We start from the raw sequence: 24417 nt of genomic DNA, 5'->3' as shown, positions 1-24417 counted from the left end.
TTTTTCTGTATTCTTTATTCATATATCTCCGGTATATCAATCAGGGTTTGCAGGTACATCAGGCGTGAACCTTTTACATTGGGGTGGTGATAATAATGTCCCCAGTTATTGATGCGGGTATAGTCTTCGTGCCACATCGTAGTTTTGTCTACTTCCTTACCATCACGGTTTAAGGAGGTAGCAATATCAAACCTGCAACCATTAATACCGTATTTTTTTCTAACTTTTTCAATCAGCATATTAGCTTCCCGCTGTGTTGCATGTTCATTAGCCGGTATATTATTGAGGATTGGTATGGCTCCGTTTGCCTGAATATATTCAATCAGCTCGCCCAGGTTTTGCTCTGTATTGCCACCATTGGTACCTATGGTAACCATTACATATTTTGCCTTTATATAAGGCAACTCATTCTTAATACGTTCAAGCACTTCCTTAATGGTGCAGCCACCACGTCCACTCGATATCGACCTCCCCTTTACATGCTGCATGATAAGTTGCGTCCACGATAACGAAAAATCCTTAGCCGGAAAATATCCTTCGGGCTGGGTAATGGAGTCTCCATATATCAATAAAGTAAGCCCGCTCTCCATTGCCTGCACACATATCTGCCTTATGGTTAATGCATCGCCGTCCAAAAGCCCGAAACAGTAATAATCCCATTGATGTACTATACCATGCTCATTGTTATATGCACCTTCACCAACGCCACCTGCACCGTTGCCGTTTATTACCACTTCCTGTTCTTCACCGGTAACCAGATCTGCAATAATAACTTTGGATTGCTGGTAATGGCGCTGTATTTCCACTATATATTCATTCGCAGGGTCGATCCTCACCCGTTTCCATATAGCAGGATTGGTTTCTATAGCAACCGTTTGCCCGGGAACATCTATTACCACTTTAAAATCTCCTGTACTACTTTGAAATACAGCTTTGGTAGTTGCAGAAAAACGAGCATGGTAACGCACCAGTCTTTCTGCCAGGGCATAATATTTATTCAACCGGATGATCTGCTGCTTTCCTGTAATAACCAATCCCTGCGCCGTAAAATTACAGGCTACATTATTCAATAACAGTTCCGGGAATTGATCACTATCGTTTAAAATTCTTTTATATAAAATTGTAGTGGCTGTTTGCTCAATCTGTGATTGTTGCGGGTAAAGATTTACAAATGTTTGTGTAAAAGCAAATAACAAAAGTATTTTTTTCATTGCTGCTGCAAAATTTGAATAAAAATATTGAACAAGATACAATTCAGAAGATTAGGAGCGATTTTCTTTGTGCATATTTACAGGCTGGTTGAAGTTAGTGCGATCAAAAAACAAAAATCCCTGCATAATTGGTTATTATGCAGGGATTTTCTTAGAAAAGAAAATTTTCCTGTTTAAGTTGGTTAAAAAACAACCTGCTATTTTGCTTTAGCTATAGGCTCTTCTTCTTTCATTTCCACAACATCAGCAACAGTACCTTCTCCAACATGACACTGACCTTTAAAAGTAACCGTAGGTTCAACCTGCAGTTTACCGGCACTGATATTACCTTTAATAATTGCCTTACCCCTAAGGTTTAACAGATCTTTGATCAGGATTTTACCGCTTACTTTACCCAGAATATCGGCTTGCTGGCCTTCCACATCTCCTTCAATCACACCTTCAGCACCAATCAACACCTTTGCCGAGCCTGAAATATTACCTTTAAGCGTACCATCAATCCGGATATCACCATTACTTATAATATCACCTTTAATTATTGTACCCGCACCAATAAGGCTTGTGCTTGAGGAAGATGGGTTAATTTCAATGTCAGACCTGGATTTTGATGAAAACATAGTTATTGGTTTTTAGTGAATTAATCTTCGGTTTTATCTTCCTTAGGTATGGTTAACAGGGTTGTATCTGTAATAATAGCTGTAGTATTTCCTTTTAATACATTTTGAATATTCTCAAAGTATTTATCTCTGTATTTCATTTCCTGCTGTAACGAATCAACCTGCATTTTCAATGTTATCAGCTCCCTTCGCTCCGATCCGCTTCCATAACCCGGCACATAATACCTCAGCGGCGTAAATACCAGCAAAGCAACGGTTAAACCCACCAGTAACACAAAAATTGTGCACAAAGTAATATATACGCTCAATCTCGAAAGCCTCAGCGTAACAACCTCTTCATAGGTATCATCATTCATAATCACCATTCTGTACCTGTTCCTGAGCCGTTGAAGCGTTGCGTCTGCGTCGAATATTTTTGCCATTATCAGTTATTTCTGTTAAAAATAACCACTTTGACCAAGTTGTAAGAACTTATACTTGAAAAAATGTACAATTGAAATAATTTCGCTGAAAATTAGTTTATTATACTACCGAACTACAACTTCATGTCCTATCGTAAAAAAGCTTTAACGACATTGGTTCTCTTTTTATTTTGTTGTGGTTTTATTTCATCTGCAATAGCACAAAAAGATGCTACACTGGATGTAAAAAAACCCGAGAAATATGAGAAACGTATATTAGGTTCGGATAAAACCTTTACTACAAAGTATACCATTCCACGCAGGCTGATGCAGGGGATGAGCACACATTACAATTTCTTTTTTAACGGTGAGATCAAGTTAAATGATGTTATTACAGGAGCCAAGCAGGCTTTCAGGGATGACTATACAGAACTATTGCCGTTTTATAATTATACTTTAGAAGCTACCGCTGCCCAAAAAACCGAGCTGGACTCAGTGTTGCAAAAGTGCAATGCCGCTATTCTGCTGCACGATTTAAGAAACGAGTGGATTGATGATATGTATTTTTTAATGGGCAAAGCATATTTTTTTAAAGACCAGATGGACTCCGCAGGCATCACCTTTCAGTATCTCAATTATTATTTTCAACCTAAGAAACCGGAAGAGCTGGGATTTAAGAAATTTGTAGGCAGCAACCTGAATGATGAGGGGAATGTATATAACATCTCTACCAAAGAAAGAAAAGGTGTTGTTCAAAAAGTATTTAGCGAACCCCCAAGGCGCAATGATGCATTGGTGTGGCTGGTCAGAACTTTTATAGAAGACAGCGCATTCGGACATGCATCTGGCTTAATCCAGACATTAAAAAGAGATGAGATCTTTCCTGAAAGGTTAAAGCCTTCATTTGAAGAAATGCAGGCGTACTTTTTTTATAAGCAAAGCATGTGGGATAGTGCAGCACATCATCTTATACCTGCATTAAGCAATGCGGAAAATATGGCTGAAAAGGCAAGATGGGAGTACCTCATCGGGCAATTATTCGCCCTCAGCAAAAACAAAACAGAAGCAAATAAATATTTCGATCTTAGCATAAAACACGCCATTGATCCGGTAATGATGGTATATGCAAGGCTCAATCAAATTAAGCTGGCACATGGAGATGATGACAAAAAAGTTATTGAAGATAATATTCAGGAACTGCTGAAAATGGCCAGGCGTGACAGGTATTATAATTACCGCAGCATCATTTATTATATGGCAGCCCAAATGGAAATGGAGCGCGATAATTTTGATGGAGCAAAAACCTGGCTCCTGAAAAGTGTAACCTATAATCAGGAAGACCTGACACAAAAAAACCGTTCATACCTCTACCTCGGAAATCTTGCTTTTGACCATAAACAATATGAACTTGCCGCAAAGGCCTATGACAGCCTTGATGCAGGCAGCCCGCTTATTAAAAATCCTGAAGAAATCGGGCAGAGAAAGGCGGCTCTAGCTGAAGTAATTTCAAGACTGAAGACGATATCTACACAGGACAGCCTCCAAAAAATTGCGGCCATGCCTGAGGCTGAAAGAGAAAAATTCCTGAAAGCGGCGGCAAAACGGCTACGTAAAGAAAGAGGACTGAAAGAAACCGATTCTTCGGGCAGTTTCAGCTCTAATAACCCCTATGCCAATAAAGGCGCCGGTGACATGTTTGCAGCTAACGGAAAAGGAGATTGGTATTTTTATAACAACTCCTTAAAATCAAAGGGGTTTTCAACATTCAGAAGTACATGGGGCACCAGGCCAAATGTTGATAACTGGAGACGCATTACCGATGTTTCAGCCCGGTCAAAATCGCCCAATATCAATCCAGGTGCAAGCCGGGTACCGCTCGACCAGAAAGAAGAACAACTAACCGACATCAGTTATGAAGGATTATTAAAAACAGTTCCGCTTACGCCTGAGGCATTAACTGCATCTAACGATTCTGTTGAATCAGCACTGTTCTTTCTCGGTAATACATTTAAAGACAAATTTGAAGATTACGGAGAAGCGGTAAAGAAATACGAAGAGTTGCTGAACCGCTTTCCCAATACACCCAACCTGGAGGAAGCGCTGTTCAACCTGAATTACTGTTACACTAAATTAAATCTTCCGGTTAAAGCAAAACAATACAGGGAATTACTGACGCAGCATAACAAGCAAAGCAAATACCTGCGGTTTATTGATGACCCTAAAGCTGCGCTGGAGAGCATTAATAAGCTGCAAACCGATGCCACTAAAAATTACGAAAGGATATATAACCTGTTCCTTGAAGGAAATTTTGAACAGGCTGTGATTGAAAAGATCAAGGCTGACAGTTTATTCGGCAACGTATACTGGACGCAGCAGTTATTATATATTGAATCGATTTATTACATTAAACAACGCGATGACAGTTCTGCAATAAATGCTTTAAAAAATCTTATAAATATCAACGCCGAATCGGGCATGGCTAAAAAAGCTGAAAATATTATTGATGTTTTAAAACGTCGTGCTTCTATTGAAAAATATCTTGCAGATTTAAATATTGAACGTGCCGAAGAAGATGCTGTCATATTACCCGAAGAAAAAAAGCCCGAACAACAGATTGTTGAAAAACAACCGGAACCTCAGTTAAAAGCTCCTGGTAAAGAACAGGTAGCCCAGCGTAAGCCGGAACCTAAAACTACCGATATAACAGCGCCCAAAGCAACCGCGGCAAGGCCTGCTATAGATTCTTCCATGCTTAAAAAACCTGTTGTTAAGCAATCGGGGTTCACCTATAATCCCGCCGAACCGCATTTTGTTGCTGTCGTACTCAATAAAGTAGACGTGGTATATGTTAACGAAGTGAGAAATGCATTCAACAGGTATAACCGGGAATCATACAGGGCACAACCGGTTGAAATGAGCATAGAAACATTAGACGATAACAACAAACTTATTTTAATGTCGGATTTTTCAGATGCCGCAGCAGCGCTCGAATATGTTGAAAGAACAAAAAAGGTTGCGGGTGCGCAGATTGTGCCCTGGCTGGCTGCCGACAAATACTATTTAACTATAATTTCACCGGCAAATCTTGATGTTTTAAGAACAAATAAGAATCTTGACATTTATAAGAATTTTGTGCAGTCAAATTATCCCGGACAACAGTAAAAAATCGTGCATTCGTGGTATTAATTCTAAAATATGCGCATGAAATTTGCAAAACATATACAATTGATATTTTTTAATAATTAATTACAGCTATGGCTAAAGCGAAAAAATATTTGTGGAGAATTTTCTTTATAGGACTGGGATGTGGCATTCTATTTATCCTCCTGATAAGCTGGGGTGTATTTGGGAAATTACCCTCACTTTCTGAGCTGGAAAATCCATCCATATTATCGGCTTCAGAGGTACTTGCCAGGGATGGAAGACTAATGGGGAAATACTATATCACCGACAGAACAAATGTTCCCTACAAAGATATTTCACCTAATGTGCTGAATGCGCTTGTTGCCACAGAAGACGAGCGCTTTTACAAGCATTCAGGTATTGACGGGCGAAGCCTTGCCAGGGCGGTATTTTATTTTGGCAGTGAAGGTGGTGCAAGTACCATTACACAACAGTTGGCAAAAAACATGCTTGGGCAAGGCAGCAAAAACACACTCTCCAGGATGATTGAGAAGTTGAAAGAAATGATCGTTGCCATTAAGCTGGAAAGAAATTTTACCAAGGAAGAAATCATTGCTTTATACCTTAATACAGTTGAATACAGTGATCATGTATATGGTATCAGGAACGCCTCCAGAACATTCTTTCAGAAAGAGCCCGACAGGTTGAGCGTTGCGGAATCAGCCGTTTTGATCGGGATGCTTAAAGCTACAGGTACTTATAACCCGAGAACAAACCCCAAACAATCGTTAGACAGAAGAAACACCGTAATAGACCAGATGGTGAGGAATAATTATATAACTGCTGCCGAAGCTGCTAAAATAAAAACTACGATCATTGATCTGAAATACGAAAAAATGACGCAGAACACCAACCTGGCTCCTTATTTTATTGATGTTTTGCGCAACGATCTGAGGAAATGGTGCAAAGAACATAAAAATCCAAAAACCGGTGAACCGTATGATATTTACAAAGACGGGTTAAAAATTTATACAACCATTGATCCCCGTATGCAATTGTATGCAGAGATGGCAGTGGCGAGACATATGCCAAATCTTCAAAAGGTTTTTGACAACCAGAAAAATATTAAAGATGGCAGTGTTTGGAAAACAAAAGATGGTAAAGCTGTTCTGGAAAAAGCTATGAAGTCGAGCGATCGCTGGCAAAAGATGAAGGATGATGACATTAAAGAAGCCGATATACGGAAGGCATTTAATGAAAAAACACAAATGAAAGTATTTGCATGGAACAGCAAGCGGGAAAAGGATACCGTAATGTCGCCACTGGATTCTATTAAATACTGCAAGCAGATGCTGCAGGCATCTTTTGTGATAACAGATCCGCTTACCGGGGAAGTGAGGGCATGGGTTGGCGGTATTGATTTCAAGACTTATAAATATGATCATGCCAACTATTCAACCAAAAGACAGGTAGGCTCTACATTTAAGCCTATTCTGTATACACTTGCCATCATGAACGGTTACACGCCTGAAACGCCTATTCCGCTCGACCCGGTCAATCTTGGCGGAAAGATAATTGCAGATAAAAAATATACAGGAACGCGTCCGCTGAGTTATTGTCTTGCAGCTTCCATAAATACTGCCGCTGCCAAATTAATGAATGAAATAGGTGTAAACAGAACGGTTGAATTTGCGCACCAGGCAGGTATACAAAGTAAAATACCTCCCTACCCTTCTATTGCGCTTGGCGCCGCAGATCTTTCACTGCTGGAAATGGTAGGCGTATATAGCATGTACCCTGGCGGAGGAATGCATACTGATCCCATTTATATTTCCAGGATTGAAGATCGCAACGGCAATGTACTGGAAGCTTTTAATACAACACATAAAGAAGTGATCAGCGAAGCTGACGCTTATATTATGACCAGGATGATGCAGGGTGTAGTAGATTTCGGTACGGGTAAATCTATGCGGAGCGCATATAACATAACAAGCGAAATAGCAGGTAAAACCGGCACCACCAACAATAACGCTGATGGTTGGTTTATGGGATTTACTCCTCAATTATTAGGTGGCGTATGGGTTGGAGCTGATGACCCGATATTGCGTATTTCAAACAACTATGTTGGACAGGGCGCCCAGATGGCAATGCCTATATGGGCCTATTTTTTCCAGGAAATATATAAGGATAAAACGCTGGGTATTGATCCGAAACAAAGATTTGTAGTACCGGCAAGCATCAAGAGTGAAATGATACAGGATTGGAGCGAACCTGCAACAGATACTCCATTTGTTGAAGGTGAGAATGCAGGACAGAGCGAATCCAACCAGTATATTGACGTTCCTGTTAGCGATGGAAGGGAAAGGGTTCCTACGGAATCCAAGCTTACTTCAGAAGAAGAAAGGATAAAAATGGAAGCGCAGGGCAATAAAAAAGAAGAAAAGAAAACTGATTCTTCAACCGGCGAAAAGAAAAAAGGCTTTTTTAAACGCCTGTTTGGAAAAAAAGATAAAAATTAGCAGCTACTGCTAAAACAAATGCTTTATCGTAATTGCCCTGGTACAATAATCTTATTCTCTTACTGCTTAATTGCCGCATGCACTTACTCTGCCAAAAGCAGCCAGCGTTTGTTGAAAAAGGCTGAGGCAAATGCTCCATATGATGTAATAGTTGTTCCGGGCATTCAATTTGAAAACAACCAGTGGGATACCGTTATGAAAGGACGTGTATACTGGTCAAAATTTTTGTTTGATAAAGGCATTGCCCAAAATATAATATACTCGGGCGCCGCGGTATATACACCATATTGTGAGGCAGAAATAATGGCCATGTACGCTGAAGCTATTGGTATTCCCAAAGCAAATATCTATACGGAAACCAAAGCAGAGCATAGCACTGAAAACATATTTTACGGGTATAAAAAGGCATTGCAACTCGGTTTTAAAAAAGTCGCGCTGGCATCAGACCCTTTTCAAACAAAAATGCTCAGGAAATTCATCCGCAAAAAAGTGAGTAAAGATGTTGCAATAATTCCTTTTGTAACTGATACTTTAAAAATGTTGCAGCCGGCTATGATCACTCCTTCTATTCCTTATGAAAAAGCATTTAAGGAAGATTTTATTTCAATAAAGGAAAGAGACAGCTTCTGGCGCCGGCTCCGGGGCACCATCAGGGGAAATATAGATACAACAGCCTATCGTTAGGGTAACATGAACTGATAGCTGACACAGCCTATAGCCCCCCGCTCACAATCCTGCGGTGATAATTAATTTGCCCGGTATGATAATTCAAATGCCCGAGCAGGTGCAACAAAAAGTAAGCTGTATTTGTTTTTTCATCAATTACAGGCAGTGGATAATCTTTTTGCAGATCATTTTTAGAGAGTTGTTCCAGTGTATCGGTTACTACCGCACGTGTAATTTCAATATCTTCCAATAGTTTGCCTCTTGGTACATTCTTCAAACGAAATTCCGCATCGCGGTTACGTACATAGCCAGAATCGCCCAGTACGGCGCCAATGTAATGCTGGAGGTTTCCGGTAAGATGAAGACAAAGATTACCGCCGCTGTTGGTAATGCCTTCTTTAACCTGCCACAATAATTCGTCTTTGGGATATAAAGTAATTTCTTCTTTTAGCTTATCGAGATCTTTCTGAAAAAGCGGAATAAGATGTAAAGTGATCATGATTTTTTCATTGATATACTGTGCGATTATGAACGCAATATCAGCATTTAAATTATCAGAAATAAATTTTTGTATTTACCTGTTTTGAACTTTATTTGAAAAATCCAGCTTTCAGCATTGATCATATGCTATTAAAATAAAAGTACTTTTCCGGAACGCCTTTTTCAATATTTATCCCGGCAAGTTTTTTACAACCATGAGTATTTATTAACAGAAACCATATTTAGTTCGTAAAAAGCAATACATGTTTTGAAAACCATTAAGAAGTTAAGGGTCATTAAGGCTTTTTACTTAATTTTCTTAATATCTTAATGGTTAATTATAAGAATTGATAGTATTCCCGGCTAATAAAAAAAATTGCCCGCTCTTTGTATTATTTAAAGAGCATTTAATAATGAAAAGAATTTCAGGCTTTCTGTTGCTTACCTGCTTAACTACATCAATATACGCGCAGTCTCCCGTAACTGAACAATCGCTTATTTTTACGTGATGGAAAATGGGCATTCCCTGGTAATGATATTGATGATGGGCGATACCGGTTAAGCCTGTATCTGTCTGACGATGAAGGGAAAACCTGGAAATGGAGAACCGCTATTGAAAATCATGAAAAAAACGAGGGCGGCTATTCTTATCCCTCACTTATACAGGGAAAAGATGGATTTTTGCACATGACATACTCTTATCATAACGACAAAAAAGTAAAATCTGTTAAATATGTTGTGGTAGATCCGGCAAGAATACTACAATAAATGCCGGTTTTATATTAAAACTGAGCTTTTATTATTAATAAACAGCCGTTTTTAAGCATAAAAAGCCTCCGAAAGCCTTGCCATTTCTGCATTTTTGCCTACCTTTGCCGTCCCAATTTTTTAAAAGCATTGGGTTTATATCATGTCAGATAATCAAATTGTTAACTCAAACGCTGATGTTCAGGAGGCTGCAACCGCACCTACAGCGATAACAAATCAACCTGCACAGGTACCGGCCGAACCGGAAACTGCTCACGACGATTTCGACTGGAGCATTGACAAACGCAACGTATCTTCTTATAAAAAAGAAGAAAAAGAAAAGTACGATGCAGTATACGAAAGCACTTTTAAGACCATTACAGATAATGAAATGGTGGAAGGTGTTGTGGTAGGCCTTACTAAAACCGATGTTGTAGTAAACATAGGTTTCAAAAGCGATGGATTGGTTTCATTGAACGAATTCCGCGATCTGCCAGGCTTGAAAGTAGGTGATACTGTTGAAGTAATGGTAGTAGAAAAAGAAGACAGGGAAGGACATCTTCATCTTAGTCGTAAACAGGCGCGTATTACACGTGCATGGGAGCGCATAGTTGAAATACACAAGACAGGCGAAGTAGTTACCGGTGTGGTTACCAGCAAAACAAAAGGTGGTTTGATTGTGGATGTGTTTGGTATGGAAACTTTCTTACCTGGTTCACAAATTGATGTTAAGCCTGTAACTGATTACGATCAGTTTGTTGGTAAAACAATGGAGTTTAAAGTGGTTAAGATCAACGAAACCATTAAGAACGCTGTTGTATCTCACAAAGCTCTTATTGAAAGCGATATTGAAGCACAACGCGCTGAGATCATCAGCAAGCTTGAAAAAGGCCAGGTACTTGAAGGTACTATCAAGAATATTACCGACTTCGGTGCATTCCTTGATCTTGGCGGCTTAGATGGTCTGTTATACATCACTGATATCAGCTGGGGCCGCATAAGCCATCCGAGCGAAGTGTTGAAAATGGATCAGAAATTAAACGTGGTTGTGCTTGACTTTGATGATGATAAAAAACGCATCAGCTTAGGCTTGAAACAACTTACGCCTCACCCATGGGATACATTGCCTGAAACCATCAGCGAAGGAAAAGTAGTAAAAGGAAAAGTAGTGAACATTGAAGATTACGGTGCTTTCCTTGAAATACTGCCTGGTGTTGAAGGTTTGGTTCACGTAAGTGAAATTACCTGGGCTAATACCCCTATCAATGCTAAAGAATTCTTCAAATTAGGTGATGAGCACGAAGCTAAGGTGGTAACGCTTGATAAAGATTCACGTAAGATGAGTCTTTCTATCAAACAGCTTACTCCTGATCCCTGGAATGAGATCGAAAGCAAATACCCGGTTGAAAGCCGTCATAAAGGACTGGTAAAAAACATTACGCCTTACGGTGTGTTTGTTGAGCTTGAGCCAGGTATCGGTGGCATGATCCACATCAGTGATCTTAGCTGGCTGAAACGCTTTAACCACCCGAGTGAGTACACTAAGGTTGGCAGCGAAATCGACATTATCATCCTCGGTATAGATAAGGAAAACCGCAAATTACAGTTGGGTCACAAACAGCTGGAAGAAGATCCCTGGAATGCATTACAGGATACTTTCGCTGTTGGAAGCATACACGAAGGCACTGTAATCAAGAAAGATGATAAAGGCGCAGTAGTTCAGTTACCTTACGGACTGGAAGGTTATGCACCTGCACGTCACCTCTTTAAAGAAGATGGCAAAACAGTTGGTGCAGATGAAACAATACAGTTTGTAGTGATTGAATTTGACAGGAACGAAAAACGCATACTGTTAAGCCATACACGCATTTGGGAACAGGCTAAGGCTGACGAAAAAGAAGCAGAGAATAAAGAGAGAAAAGCTGAAGCTGCTAAAACCAAAAAAGCAGTTAAAGACATCCAGGGCAAGGTTGAAAAAACCACACTCGGAGATCTTGGCGTACTCGCTGAACTGAAAAAGAAAATGGAGCAGGGCGGAGAAGAAAAATCCGCTGAATAAATTCCTGGCAGAGACAAAGCATGCTTTGTCTCTATCCACAAATAAAAAATCCGCCTGGTGTATAGCCGGCGGATTTCTTTATTTTAATAGTACCCCTCCTGTAATCCGTACACCAGTTACTTTTCATTAATGCGCGGGCAGATATTATCTTACCTTCGCCGCCACGTCTCCCATATAACCAAAAGTTGAGCATTAGCACAAAGCAGACGGGGACGTGGCGTATAAGCAGGGTTAATTCGAGATTACAAGCTATGCTGTTGTATTAGAAACCGGATTACAAAACTCACAACGTCCGGCTAAACACAATGCTGGTAGGAGACTGTAGTGAAGAAAAAAAGATTTTTTTATTTGTGGAAACAGGTTACAATAACGATATTTATTGCATTAACCCATTCAATTGCTCTTCTCCAAACTGCGCTAAACTTTGCAGTTTCAGATCAGCGGCATCCCATTTACCCGCATTAAAAACAGATGGCGCCGGCACTACCACACATTTCATGCGTGCCGCCTTAACCGCTATCATTCCGTTAAATGAATCTTCAAAACAAATACATTGAGATGGTGAAACGCCTAACTGCATGGCGCAATTAAGATATACTTCCGGATGCGGCTTACCATATTGTAATGCTTCGGCAGAAGTTATGCTACTCAGGTAGTGCCGGATATTTAATTTATCGGCAACAATATTTGCCAGCTTTATGGGCGAAGATGTAGCTATCGCCATCCTGAATCCCCTGTCTTTAAAAAAAGCAAATATTTCAGGTACCCCGGGCATAGCAACGCCATGTTTTTCAATTTTATCAATGGCTTTATTAATAATACCTGTTACCGCGTTGTTCGCATACTGTTCTTCTATCTTAAAAAAGTTGAACCAGTGCGCTATCCACTCCACAGTACGCAAACCCGTGGAACTATGGTACTGCTCAGGCGTAAGCTCAATATTAAATTCCTTTAAAAGCTCGGCTCCTGCTTCCTCCCATAAAGGCTCTGAATCAATAAGAAGCCCATCCATATCAAATATAACTGCATCTGATTTCATGGCGCAAATATATAACCAGGCAGCAGAATGCGGAGATTCTTTGGGCACATTTCGAATTTTCGAATATAGGTACTGCTGCGGCGGCACGAGGCATCTGCGCTCGCATTTTCCGCTACCAGTCAGTGTACCATCTACCGGAAAGTTAACGTCTGTGAAGGTTTGAAATGCACCCGATTCTTTTCTATTTGTTTCAGATATCAAGTCCCCTTATCAAACTGCTTTAATATTTTTTGAGCTCTCGACTTAAAAGCGGCAGTTTCATGAGGCATCTGATCCTGAATAGTAAGTTTTAACTCAGGTATGATTTCAGGATATTGCTTTGCAAGATTTGCAAGCACGGTTAAGCTGAAAGCCTTCACTGCAACCATCTCTTCCGGGTCAGCTATGTATTGAAAACATAGGTCCATTATCATGCCATGCAATGATTTTGGTATTTCAACAGCCTGTAAAAGCCTGATGGTATTTCTTCTTACAGCATTATGTATACCTGGTTTTTTCAGGTTCAGGATTATTTTTTTCAAATGCTTTTTAATGAGCTCAGGATGAGCGATTACACTATAGCTTAATGGCCATGCTGCTCTTTGCACAACGCGGTATTCATCATTAAAAAAAATAGCTATCAGCGCATCAAACCTCTTTTGATCCTTGCCGATATACTTTACAATGTATTCACATTGTTTTTTTGAATGTTCCTTTAAAATAGCTGCTTTTAAATCCATAATATTAACTCCCAATTTACGAAAACGATTGTGTGATTTTTTAAGATTATTCAATTTATAGCCGCGGGGTTTGTTGTTTTCCTATACTTTTAAATAATTTCGAATGATGCTTAAAAATGTACTTCAGGAATTTGGCCTTACCGCTCCGGAACTGGAAGTAATTCCTTTCGGGTCCGGATTGATCAATCATACCTGGAAAATAAATCAAAACAACGGCAAGGCTTATATTCTCCAACGGATCAATCATAATGTTTTTAAAGCTCCGCAAGACATTGCATATAACATACGATTGATAGGTTCCTATCTTGCAAAGCAATATCCCGAATACTTTTTTGTACGCAATGTATTTACAAATAAGGGTGATGATATTCATTTTGTAGAAGGAGAAGGGTATTTCAGGCTTGTACCTTTCGTAAAACAATCGCATACGGTAGATGTGGTTCAAACCCCCGGTCAGGCTTTTGAAGCAGCCAGGCAATTCGGAAGATTTACACATGTGCTGAATGATTTTCCCGTATCACAGTTAAAAGTAACCATTCCTGATTTTCATAATCTCACACTACGTTATAACCAGTTTATACAATCGTTGCAGAATGGAAATAAAGAAAGAATAACAGAGGCGCAGGAAGAAATTGCCTGGTTAGAGCAGAAACATTATATGGTGGAAAGGTTCGAAGCGATGAAAAATAACCCTGATTTCAAAATCAGGGTAACGCATCATGATACAAAGATCAGCAACGTATTGTTTGACGAGAATGATAAGGGCATATGCGTGATAGATCTCGACACCGTTATGCCGGGTTATTTTACAAGTGACGTGGGCGATATGATGCGTACCTGCCTGTCGCCAGTTAGTGAAGAAGAAAAAGATTTTTCCAAAATTGAAATACGAAACGAGTATTATAAAGCAATAGTACAGGGATACCTTGCCGGCATGGAAGGTGATTTAAGTGAAGCTGAATGCAAAAGCTTTTTTGACGGAGGTTGTTACCTGATATATATGCAGGCCTTACGTTTTATAGCAGATTATATAAACAATGATGTTTATTATGGATCAAAATACCCCGGGCATAATTTTGTAAGGGCAAAAAACCAGATTACTTTATTAAAGCGACTGCTTGAAAAAGAAGAAATGCTGAGAGCTATAGCGTAGCTATCCCTCCCGGCATCTTATTAATGTGTAAGGCGTATCATTATCAATGTGAACATCCACAGCCATGTCCGCAACTTCCATCTCCCTTGTGCTCGTGCTGATGGTGCGTATGCGCATTATGCACGTGCCCGTGTGAAATTTCTTCGGTGCTGGCCTCCCGGATATTTTTAATGGTTACAGCAAACTGCAATGTTCTTCCTGCAAAAGGGTGATTACCATCCAGGATGATCTTATCTCCATCAATATCCGTAACAATCAATTCCTGTCCATCGGAAGCCTGAACCATAGAACCCAATTGCAAACCATCTGCTCCTTCAGGAAATTGCTGACGGTTCACTTCAAACACCAGTTCAGGATTAAAGTCTCCATAAGCTTCACCGGGCGTAAGTGTTACTTTCTTTTCTTCAGCTATTTTCAAACCCGCAAGTGCATTTTCAAGTCCGGTAAGAATATTACCGTGACCATGCAGGTATTCAAGCGGTTCAAATTCCAGATTGCCGTCAACAATATTGCCGGCTTCATCGCTGGCGGTATATTGAATGCTTACTACCTTATCTTTTTCAACAACCATATTTTATTTTTATTGTGTTACTGTAAAATTGATCTTCCTTGCAAGCCAGCTTTGTTTTACAGGAATGATCCAGCTTTGTTCAAGCTCCTGTTTTGTTTGCACGGTATTATTGAAATATAATGTATCCGGTTGAACGAAACCATTTTCAGCCGCATACTGAATTTGCGGTAAAGGCAACAGTTCTATTTTATCATTTTTTATAAATGCCAGTAATTGCCTGTCGAATAAAGCAATATTGAACCGCTGCTCCAGGTCCTTTATTACTCTTACAGAGCTATCGGTACTGCAGCCGCTTACACCGGTTTGTGTTTCATCAGCCATCAATATAACAAATTGCCCGTAGAATATAGTTGCAAACCCTTTTACAGGCGAGCCATGTGCATTCCATTTACCAACAAATTCATTCAGTATTTCTTCTGTTGCCAATACTTCAGAAAGCATAAACTTCCTGTTTGCCTGGTAAATCCACACCCTGGAAAGGGGGTCAAAATCTTCGGGAAGTAATTGTTGATAGTGTAAATCCATCCTGCAAAAATACGGAAAGGATTGGAAAAGCCTATCGCGTGTACGTATTTCAAATTTTCAATGCATATTGGTTTGCGCCCCTTTGTTCCCACCACGAAGCAGAACAATAGTTAAAATACCTACAGGCTATTTGGCGGAGGAGTCCCGGTCTTCCTTTCAATTTCTACCAGTTCTGCCTTTCGCATTTCATCGCTGTTATATAACCCTTTTCCCAATAATTTAAGATCATCATTTGAAAACGTCTCAATCCGGTTCAGGTCAAATTCGTTTAAAAACACATCGCTCACATTCCAGGCACTCAGTTTGCCCCGGTAAAATGTCACTTCATCTTTGGTAACCTCAGCCACCCTGAAATACCTTACAGTTCGGTTATTGTTATAATCTGTATACCTGATTTTGTATATGTCGCCGGTGCTGGGCTGATTAAGCAACAGCGCGATGCTCTCCTTTCTTTCTTTGTTTACATAACGAATGTAAAAGAACAGGAATAAGCCTATCGCCAACGCAAGAATCAAAATGTTTTTTCCGTAACGCAAAAGATTTGAAATTTTAGATTTTAGGGTTTCCGGTTTTCTTTTTATATATGGTATCTTTCACATTTCCATACAATCGCATTTCCACATTCGCCCCACATTTTTAAATTCATTAATTCTCAAATTATTCCATCGCCATTGCTACTAACTCTGCAATATCCAGCACTTTAGTATCTTCTTCTTTCTCTTTACTTTTCACGCCATCCGTAAGCATGGTATTACAAAAGGGACAGGCAGAAGCAATAACTGCCGGATTAACACTCAGAGCCTCTTCTGTTCTTTCAGTATTTATTCTTACTGTTCCCTTCTCCTCCTCTTTAAACATTTGCGCGCCACCGGCGCCGCAGCATAAGCCTTTACTTTTGCAGCGTTTCATTTCAACCAGTTCGCTATCCAAAGCTTCCAGCACTTTTCTTGGTGCTTCATATATATTATTGGCGCGTCCCAAATAGCAACTATCGTGATAGGTGATCCGTTTCCCCTTAAAACCTCCCTCCTCTTTCATTTTTATCTTTCCTTCATCAATCAATTGCTGCAAAAATGTGGCGTGATGTATTACTTCGTAATTGCCACCCAGTTCCGGGTATTCATTTTTGAGTGTGTTAAAACAATGCGGGCAGGCAGTTACTATTTTCTTGATGTTATAATTATTCAACACCTGAATGTTCTGGTATGCCATCATCTGGAATAAAAACTCATTGCCGGCTCTGCGTGCAGGATCTCCTGTACAAAGCTCTTCCTTCCCCAAAACAGCATATTTAATGCCTGTTTTATTGAGGATAGTAGCAAACGCCTTAGTAATTTTTTGTGCACGCTGGTCAAAGCTACCGGCACAACCTACCCAAAAGAGTATTTCAGGATTCTCCTGGTTTGCAAATAATTCTGCCATTACCGGAACACGCATAGGCAATAATTTGTTTCAAAGCTAAACGAAATTTATTACTATCCTATTGCAACCGCTAAAGTTACCAGGGTAAACGCATCTAAATTAGTTTACGCTATTCACAAATGTGTATAACGAGGGGAGTTGGAAAAAGTCTGAAAAGTTATCCTGAAATGATTTTAGGATATGGACGAAGACCGATATATGCATTTAAAAAATGTTATCATTCTTTGATGACTTAACTGTTCCGAAAGTCGATCGCACTATATTACATTCCGTAAAAGATATAATTGGCATCACTATTTTATGCGGTAATAAGCGGCTGTGATGATTGGGATAAGATAGCGTTTTACAGACAACAGAAATCCGATTGACTTAAACAGTTTTTAGCATTGCCCAATAGCATTCCATCATATAATACCTTCAACCGTGTTTTTGCTGCTCCTGGTCTGCACGAACTCCGGCATTGCTTTATATCGTGGGTTCAGGGCCTTGCCCCAAATTACGAATACACCTGTTGTGAGCATTGATGGTAAACGGTTAAGCAATAGTGTAGTTGATGGCAAAAGGAATTCATACGTATGGTCTGCGCCTGGTGCAATGCCTGCAATATGGTTCTGGGTCAGGTAAAGACCGATGAGAAAAGCAATAAGATCACTCCTATTCCTGCATTGCTGGATTTATTAGCACTGGAAGAGGCTATTATTAACATAGATGCAATGGATTGTCGGCAACAAATTGCTGAAAAGATAATTGATCATAAAGCAGATTATATACTTGCAGTAAAGGAGAACAAGCCCCATTTACCTGATGATAATAAAAGAAGCCTTTGAACAAACAACTGAGCCTCCCGACCATTACAAAGACCATTTAAAAAAGCTAAACAAATTCAGACCTGATGAATATTTTGACCTGAAAGACTTTTTCAGGTCATAATTAATAAAATATTCAAAATCAACTTCCTCACCTCAAAATAATTTTGCTCTATATTTACCCTCTTTAACCAAACATTGAAAGAATGCCATCAGGTATTTTTGCCATTCTGGATGATATAGGCGCATTAATGGACGATGTAGCAGCAGCAAGTAAAATCGCTACACGTAAAACAGCAGGAATTTTAGGAGACGATTTAGCAGTGAACGCAGAAAAGGCCACAGGGTTTCTTGCCTCCCGCGAAATACCCGTGCTTTGGGCAATTACCAAAGGATCGTTTCTGAACAAGCTTATTATTGTTCCCATTGCCTTACTACTCAATGCTTTTTTTCCTGTTGCCATTAAAATAATTTTGGTGCTGGGAGGATTTTATTTAGCCTACGAAGGTGTAGAAAAAATTATAGAATACCTGTTTCACCGTTCACCTAAGAAACATTCTGTTATAGAGCAGGAAACAGAAGGCAATGCTGCAATCGCGGAAAAAAATAAAATAAAATCCGCTGTTACAACTGACTTTATTCTTTCGGTTGAGGTTGTAATTATAGCATTAGGAGCAGTTTCAGACAAAACACTGGCAATACAAATTATAGCTGTTTCTGTTGTTGCCATTCTTGCTACGATAGGTGTGTATGGACTGGTTGCATTGATTGTAAGAATGGATGATGCCGGCCATAAACTTATAAAACAGTCAAACGGCAAAGGAGCTTTATCGCAAGTTGGTAAATTATTAGTTAAATCGCTACCGGTTGTTATTAAGCTTTTAGCGGTTATTGGCACTATTGCATTATTGTTGGTTTCCGGAGGTATATTTGTTCACAACATTGATTACCTGCATCATGCATTTCCGGAGGTGCCGTCAATCATTAAAGAACCTGGCATTGGTTTTATTGCAGGGTTAATAGTGGTGATAATAGTGGCGGGGATAAAAAAAATCATTTCGGCTATCAGGAAGTAAGATTCACTTATAAAGCTAACTATAAATATGTCTCTGTTCATTTCCATATGTATTGGCATTGGGTTAGCTGCAAGCAGCGGCTTCAGGATTTTCATTCCCTTACTTGCTGCAAATATTGCAGCACTCACAGGTTTTCATCAGTTTGGTAATGGCTTTGAATGGCTGAATGGATGGACAGCATTCTACATTTTACTTACTGCAAGCATTGCAGAAATTGCCGCATATTATATTCCCTGGCTTGATAATGTTTTAGATCATATCGCAATGCCTGTTGCCGTTGCGGCCGGTACATTATTAAGTGCTTCATTTATATCTGCTGAGTGGGAGCCTGCGCTTAAATGGGGATTGGCATTATTGGCAGGCGGGGGTACTGCCGGTATTATTCATAGTGGCATGGGGCTGTTGCGTTTGGGCTCCACTGCAACTACAGGTGGACTAGGAAACCCGGTTGTTACCACGGCCGAAAATGGCGCATCAATCGGATTTTCGGTAATGGCATTACTCCTGCCTGTTTTAGCGATAATTGCAGTGCTGGTATTGCTTTTTTTTATTTTACGGAGAAAAAAACTGAAAGCCGGGATATGAGTCATTTCATGTCTCACAATAAAACATACATCATGTACATTATTTAGCCATATTTATTGTTATCACCGGCTCATTCATCTTTCTTTTACCCCGACGCCGTACGATACTCCTTTTGCGGTAAATTGATTTTATCCATGCTATCAGTCCGAAAATTATACCAGTCAGACCTACCGCGGCAATAATAACAGCAACAACTTCAGATCCGTTACAGGCTATACTACATGCTAATGCCGCCAGTAACGCCGTTAACACAACTCCTGAAAAAATAGCAAGAGCAAGCTTCCAACCTTTATTTTTTCCTGTTCCACTTTCGCCGGGCTTCGTTATTACTAATCGCTTTAGCTGCTTCTTCAATCCTGCTTTTAACTTCCGCCATTCTTTTATTGAAAGCTTTTCTTGCTTACCATCCTTACCAGGTACAACCACATTATTATTCCTTTCAGGAAAAACTATACTTGCATGGGCTGAATTATGCAATTGCGAAAACAAATTGGTATTAAATGTAATGATCAGTATAAAAAATGAGCAAAGCGCAATAATAAAATCGTTTATTTTCTGCCTGATATAATAACGGTATTCAAAGTAAACTTTCTTTTGTCGTTTATCGGGATAAATAAACACTGCAACAATGAAAAATAATAAAACAAGACTGAAAGCTTTATCAGAAAAATATATACCCTGCTCCTGCAATTGATTTCCTGTGTATAATGCTAAAAAGAAGAGCACGATTTTAATCAGCAGCATTATCAGCCGGGCTTGCACGGCATGATACATAGCCCATGAGGATATTTTTTTCATAAGCAACCATTTTAATTTCTTACCGGTAACTTTCCTTTTCTAATGTAAGCATAAAAAACAAAATTCCCATCTTTATAAAAACTTGCAGGGTTATTTACAATTGCACGGAATGGGTTGGGTGGAGATTACTATATTATCAAAATATCTTTCCTGATCCTTTACAGCACCTTTATTCCAATAGTTTTCAAAAAATATCGCATTGATCTTATAGCTGCCGGGTATATTATTCCAGTCTCCATGCCAGTTCAGATCATAGCTGCCGGCCTGCAAAACATCATCAATCCAAAATTCAAATATACCATCACTTTTACCGGGAGTATTCAATTTTACATGGGCTACAATACAATACCATTTACCTGCTTTAACATCACTAAAAATATCATTTACACCTCGCTTATTACCCAGCCAGCGCAGGTTCCTGAAATCATTATACCGCTGGGTTACCAGTTCCCCTTTATCATTTATCCCACTTGCGGGATCCATTACAAGATAATTATGATCAGCAACTCTTCCTCCAGACCATATATGTGCAATCATAGACTGCTGCCAGTTTCTCCCTGCAATAACAGTAGCCCTGGAAAGCTTATCCCCTCCTCCACCCTGCCAGTTGGGTTCAAATTTAATATCCATACGCCAGTATATTTCATCAAAATCTTTGTCAGGCATAGCGGCATGGCTCATATAAGGGTCAGGGGATCTGCCAATAGCTTTATGAAGTTTTCCTGCATCTACTTCTCCTTTCTGCCATCTTACACGCATTCCGGCACTTCCATTTCTCCCAGCATTCTCCATAAGTATAAAATCGCCATCATCATCATCGTATGCAAAATATCTTTCCCGCAAATCTTCCTTATTTTCAAAATCGTCACAAAATATTGTTCCTTCGGGAGCATTGCTGCAGGAAAAACAATCAGGTTGAGCATTAAGCCCTGCATTGATTAAATAAAGCAGATAAAGTACAAGATGATGCATGAATCTTTAATTTAAAAACAGCCTGGGTGCTTCTTAATTTTCTGAATGCCTTAAGAACCAATTATTATTTGCCATATCAATATAAATGCTTTAATTGTTAAAAAAAACTGTGATCCGATTTATTATTTTTTTTCTGCTTACTGCAATTTCAGGCTGTAAAACTACAGTCAGCTATTCCTCTAACGCCTCCCGCTTAATATACAATAATGATGGCAGTGAAATACTTGGGAACAATTGGTTTGATCAACGCCCGCTTACGATTGCAGATGTCAATCAATATGTAGATATGATCGCCCATTCACAGGTAACTACATTTATGATATGCTCAGGCAGTGATTTTTTTTATTACCCTTCAAAATATGGCAGGTTAATCGGCGATGATAAAAATGCAACATTGAGTTGTATAAATGATACTGCTCTATATAAAGCATTGCGAAGGTTTTATAACAATGCAGCAGCACTTGAAAAACAAGGCACTGATATTATTGAAGCCACAGTAAAGAGAGCTAAAGAAAAACAACTGGAAGCATTTATAACCTATAGAATGAATGATCTGCACTTTGCTGACACCAGCACTCATTGTTCACTCCAGTATAGTGATTTCTGGAGTGAACATCCAGAGTTCTGGACGAATGATACCACCTTAGCTGGCTGGAACAGCCGCAACGCGCTTGATTTTGCTCATAAAGAAGTTAGAGATCACAAACTGAACATCATAAGAGAACAACTGGAGAAGTACGGCGCATTAATTGATGGCTATGAACTGGATTTTATGCGTTTTATAGTGTATTTTAAAAAAAGTGAAGCAGAACAAAATGCACCGCTCATTACAGACCTTATCCAATCCGTAAAAAAAATCACAGATTCTGTTGGTAAAATTCATAACAAAAAAATATTACTTACCGCCCGTGTTCCCTCAACAATAAGCGATTGCAAAAAGAAAGGACTGGATGTACAAACCTGGGTGAAACTGGGATTAATAGATTTCATAACGCTTGGCGTGCATTGGAGAGGAGAGCCTGCCATGCCTGTAGCAAATTTCAAGAAAGCGGCAGGCCAGGCAATTCCTGTATATGCAACACTTGATGACGGAGGCTATAATCCCCGCGAAGTATACTCGCATGGCATGTATAGGGGAATGGCTTCCCATGCGCTTGCCCAGGGAGCGGCGGGTTTAAATTTGTTTAATTATTTTTTTACTGCTTACAATAAGGCTGGCGGTCAACTAACAACGGAACAGGGAACAGTAGTATGCAGGATTATTGCTCCTGAGTTATTACAGGAACTGGGCTCATTGAAAACATTAGAAAAACGAAACAAAATTTATACGTTGTCTGATGGTGCCACTTCATACGACTTAACGCCCAACAGCCCTTTACCATTAAAAATTCATTCAGATAATAAAGCGAATATTTTTGTTGGCGATGATGTTAAAAAGAACAAGCCAAAGGAAATTGTACTATTTGTAAGAACAGGCGATACGGATTCATGCTCTGTATCTGTAAACGGATATATATTGAAAGATACAAGTGCCGCATACCCGGAACTATACGACAGGCGGAAAGGATTAAGTAATGATCAGAAAGTTTGGGCATTTGCTGTACCGCACGATTATATAAAACAAGGTAACAACGAATTATTGTTCTCCTCCGCAAGTAACAATTTAATGGTGCTCCGCATTGAATTGGCATTGAATTACGGCGACATTAAAAACTATGGTTATTTTTAGTATACAATAAATGCACTATAACAATAATGACTAAAGCATTACTAACCGGGTACTGCCTGCTGATGTTGAGCATAACCTGCACTTACGGCAATACAGATAGCATTCCCGGCGTAAAAAAAATAAAGGACCTCATCATCTATAATGACGCTGCATTTTACTGTGCATTCCCTTCTGTTATAAAAAAGCCTGATGGAGAATTAATCGTTGCATTCAGGCGTGCGCCCAACCGGCTGATTTTTGGAGAGAAAGGCAACAATCATGTTGATCAAAACAGTTACCTGGTAATGGTTAGATCAAAAGATGGAGAAAACTGGTCAGCCAGCCCTGAACTGCTGTATGCACATCCATTTGGAGGGTCGCAGGATCCCTGCCTGCTACAATTAAAAGATGGAACAATATTATGTGCAAGCTACGGCTGGACACAGGTACGTGCCGATGGTATACCGAATTTGAAAAAACCCTACTTTGAAAACAGTGGGTATATTTTTCTTGGAGGCTATCTTACAAGATCAACAGATGGCGGCAAATCATGGAGCGATGCAATTTACCCATCGCATACAGCTGCTGAGATTCATTACAATGCTTATGGTCAAAAGCTGCCTGCATATAACCGTGGAGCAATGTATGAAGCAAAGGATGGAAGAGTGCTGTGGATAGTTGCCAGTTCAGACAGTGTAAAGAAAACATCAAATTATTTGCTAACGTCATCGGATAAAGGCTTAACCTGGCAATACAAAAGTGAAGTTGCCAAAGATCCAGCCATTTCCTTTAATGAAGCCGCTGTTTATGAAACACCCGGGGGAGATATCATTGGTTTCCTCCGCACTGCCAATTTTAATGATAATGCTGTTATAGCCCGTTCAAAAGATGGCGGCAAAACTTTCAAATGGGAGTCAATGGGTTTCCAGGGACATCCTTTAAATGCGCTGCGGCTTCCGGATAACAGGGTGCTGCTTACATATGGTTACAGGCATAAACCCTGGGGTATAAGGGCAAGAATATTAAATGCGGAATGCACTGATTTTAAAACAGCGCCTGAAATTATTTTACGTGAAGATGGCGGCAATGGTGATATCGGCTATACATGGCCTGTACTACTTGATAACAAACGAGTATTAATCGTATATTACTTTAATCAAGAAAACGGTATACGCTATATTGCAGGAACTATACTGGAAATAAAATAAACATATAAAAGC

General features: G+C 39.6%; 23 protein-coding genes. 11 read left to right on the top strand and 12 right to left on the bottom strand.

All coding sequences use genetic code 11. The features are described 5' to 3' along the window. Positions 1 to 14 precede the first annotated feature (14 nt). The 3 genes from DC498_RS23685 to DC498_RS23675 form a co-directional block, all read right to left on the bottom strand. Complete coding sequence (locus DC498_RS23685; protein ID WP_116876379.1) at positions 15 to 1211, bottom strand: SGNH/GDSL hydrolase family protein; 1197 nt, start codon at positions 1209 to 1211, stop codon at positions 15 to 17. A 197-nt stretch (positions 1212 to 1408) separates the two neighbouring features. Beyond that, positions 1409 to 1828: a bactofilin family protein gene (locus tag DC498_RS23680; protein ID WP_116876380.1), complete on the bottom strand. Its 420-nt coding sequence runs from the start codon at positions 1826 to 1828 to the stop codon at positions 1409 to 1411. A 20-nt stretch (positions 1829 to 1848) separates the two neighbouring features. Beyond that, a complete protein-coding gene (locus DC498_RS23675) occupies positions 1849 to 2250 on the bottom strand; it encodes a hypothetical protein (protein WP_116876381.1) in 402 nt (133 codons plus the stop codon). A gap of 123 nt (positions 2251 to 2373) precedes the next feature. Between DC498_RS23675 and DC498_RS23670 the strand changes: the two genes are divergently transcribed. The 3 genes from DC498_RS23670 to DC498_RS23660 all read left to right on the top strand — a co-directional run bounded on the left by DC498_RS23670 (position 2374) and on the right by DC498_RS23660 (position 8555). Then, entirely contained in the window at positions 2374 to 5391 is a 3018-nt protein-coding gene (locus DC498_RS23670; protein ID WP_116876382.1) for a type IX secretion system periplasmic lipoprotein PorW/SprE, read from the top strand. Between the two features lie 92 nt (positions 5392 to 5483). Continuing rightward, positions 5484 to 7871 (top strand): penicillin-binding protein 1A, encoded by a 2388-nt coding sequence (locus DC498_RS23665; protein ID WP_116876383.1) that lies wholly within the window; start codon positions 5484 to 5486, stop codon positions 7869 to 7871. A 108-nt stretch (positions 7872 to 7979) separates the two neighbouring features. Next, the gene (locus tag DC498_RS23660) at positions 7980 to 8555 is read left to right on the top strand and encodes a YdcF family protein (protein ID WP_206197726.1); all 576 of its coding nucleotides are present in this window, start codon (positions 7980 to 7982) and stop codon (positions 8553 to 8555) included. Between the two features lie 28 nt (positions 8556 to 8583). Here the strand turns inward: DC498_RS23660 and DC498_RS23655 are convergent, their stop codons facing one another. Continuing rightward, a complete protein-coding gene (locus DC498_RS23655; RefSeq protein WP_116876385.1) occupies positions 8584 to 9036 on the bottom strand; it encodes a DinB family protein in 453 nt (150 codons plus the stop codon). Between the two features lie 464 nt (positions 9037 to 9500). Between DC498_RS23655 and DC498_RS26850 the strand changes: the two genes are divergently transcribed. Together DC498_RS26850 and rpsA are read left to right on the top strand one after the other, a co-directional pair. Beyond that, positions 9501 to 9785, top strand: a complete 285-nt coding sequence (locus DC498_RS26850; RefSeq protein ID WP_116876387.1) for an exo-alpha-sialidase — start codon at positions 9501 to 9503, stop codon at positions 9783 to 9785. 142 nt (positions 9786 to 9927) lie between these two features. Next, positions 9928 to 11823, top strand: a complete 1896-nt coding sequence (gene rpsA, locus DC498_RS23640) for a 30S ribosomal protein S1 (RefSeq protein ID WP_116876388.1) — start codon at positions 9928 to 9930, stop codon at positions 11821 to 11823. 376 nt (positions 11824 to 12199) lie between these two features. Here rpsA and hxpB read toward each other — a convergent pair whose 3' ends face one another. Together hxpB and DC498_RS23630 are read right to left on the bottom strand one after the other, a co-directional pair. Continuing rightward, positions 12200 to 12862: a hexitol phosphatase HxpB gene (hxpB, locus tag DC498_RS23635; protein ID WP_133176948.1), complete on the bottom strand. Its 663-nt coding sequence runs from the start codon at positions 12860 to 12862 to the stop codon at positions 12200 to 12202. 197 nt (positions 12863 to 13059) lie between these two features. Further along, positions 13060 to 13581, bottom strand: coding sequence for a hypothetical protein (locus tag DC498_RS23630; protein ID WP_116876390.1), 522 nt, complete (start codon positions 13579 to 13581; stop codon positions 13060 to 13062). Positions 13582 to 13684: 103 nt separating this feature from the next. Here DC498_RS23630 and DC498_RS23625 point away from each other — a divergent pair, with 103 nt between their 5' ends. Next, complete coding sequence (locus tag DC498_RS23625) at positions 13685 to 14734, top strand: phosphotransferase enzyme family protein (protein ID WP_240628077.1); 1050 nt, start codon at positions 13685 to 13687, stop codon at positions 14732 to 14734. 43 nt (positions 14735 to 14777) lie between these two features. On the opposite strand, the gene DC498_RS23620 is transcribed toward DC498_RS23625, so the two are convergent. The 4 genes from DC498_RS23620 to DC498_RS23605 all read right to left on the bottom strand — a co-directional run bounded on the left by DC498_RS23620 (position 14778) and on the right by DC498_RS23605 (position 17267). Continuing rightward, positions 14778 to 15305: an FKBP-type peptidyl-prolyl cis-trans isomerase gene (locus DC498_RS23620; protein ID WP_116876391.1), complete on the bottom strand. Its 528-nt coding sequence runs from the start codon at positions 15303 to 15305 to the stop codon at positions 14778 to 14780. Between the two features lie 9 nt (positions 15306 to 15314). After that, positions 15315 to 15830 carry a hypothetical protein gene (locus DC498_RS23615; protein ID WP_116876392.1) on the bottom strand — a complete coding sequence of 172 codons (516 nt, stop codon included), beginning with the start codon at positions 15828 to 15830 and terminating at the stop codon, positions 15315 to 15317. 119 nt (positions 15831 to 15949) lie between these two features. After that, entirely contained in the window at positions 15950 to 16366 is a 417-nt protein-coding gene (locus DC498_RS23610) for a hypothetical protein (RefSeq protein WP_116876393.1), read from the bottom strand. Positions 16367 to 16487: 121 nt separating this feature from the next. Continuing rightward, entirely contained in the window at positions 16488 to 17267 is a 780-nt protein-coding gene (locus DC498_RS23605; RefSeq protein WP_116876394.1) for a (Fe-S)-binding protein, read from the bottom strand. A gap of 554 nt (positions 17268 to 17821) precedes the next feature. On the opposite strand from DC498_RS23605, the gene DC498_RS23600 reads away from it, so the two are divergent. The 3 genes from DC498_RS23600 (at position 17822) to DC498_RS23590 (ending at position 19719) form a co-directional block, all read left to right on the top strand. Then, positions 17822 to 18079 (top strand): ISAs1 family transposase, encoded by a 258-nt coding sequence (locus DC498_RS23600; protein ID WP_255415859.1) that lies wholly within the window; start codon positions 17822 to 17824, stop codon positions 18077 to 18079. Positions 18080 to 18264: 185 nt separating this feature from the next. Beyond that, positions 18265 to 19134 carry a DUF808 domain-containing protein gene (locus DC498_RS23595; RefSeq protein ID WP_116876396.1) on the top strand — a complete coding sequence of 290 codons (870 nt, stop codon included), beginning with the start codon at positions 18265 to 18267 and terminating at the stop codon, positions 19132 to 19134. Between the two features lie 27 nt (positions 19135 to 19161). After that, entirely contained in the window at positions 19162 to 19719 is a 558-nt protein-coding gene (locus tag DC498_RS23590) for a DUF4126 domain-containing protein (RefSeq protein WP_206197727.1), read from the top strand. Positions 19720 to 19758: 39 nt separating this feature from the next. Here the strand turns inward: DC498_RS23590 and DC498_RS23585 are convergent, their stop codons facing one another. Beyond that, complete coding sequence (locus DC498_RS23585) at positions 19759 to 20517, bottom strand: hypothetical protein (protein WP_116876397.1); 759 nt, start codon at positions 20515 to 20517, stop codon at positions 19759 to 19761. A gap of 90 nt (positions 20518 to 20607) precedes the next feature. Next, positions 20608 to 21489 (bottom strand): hypothetical protein, encoded by an 882-nt coding sequence (locus DC498_RS23580; protein ID WP_116876398.1) that lies wholly within the window; start codon positions 21487 to 21489, stop codon positions 20608 to 20610. 109 nt (positions 21490 to 21598) lie between these two features. On the opposite strand from DC498_RS23580, the gene DC498_RS23575 reads away from it, so the two are divergent. Both DC498_RS23575 and DC498_RS23570 read left to right on the top strand, forming a co-directional pair. After that, positions 21599 to 23218: a hypothetical protein gene (locus DC498_RS23575; protein ID WP_133176949.1), complete on the top strand. Its 1620-nt coding sequence runs from the start codon at positions 21599 to 21601 to the stop codon at positions 23216 to 23218. A 26-nt stretch (positions 23219 to 23244) separates the two neighbouring features. Continuing rightward, positions 23245 to 24405, top strand: coding sequence for a sialidase family protein (locus DC498_RS23570; RefSeq protein ID WP_116876400.1), 1161 nt, complete (start codon positions 23245 to 23247; stop codon positions 24403 to 24405). The last annotated feature ends 12 nt before the right edge of the window (positions 24406 to 24417 follow it).

Source organism: Terrimonas sp., from assembly GCF_003075435.1.
Classification (GTDB): Bacteria; Bacteroidota; Bacteroidia; order Chitinophagales; family Chitinophagaceae; genus Agriterribacter.
Note: the sequence above shows the minus strand (reverse complement) of the source record. Positions and strands in the feature narration are given on the sequence as shown.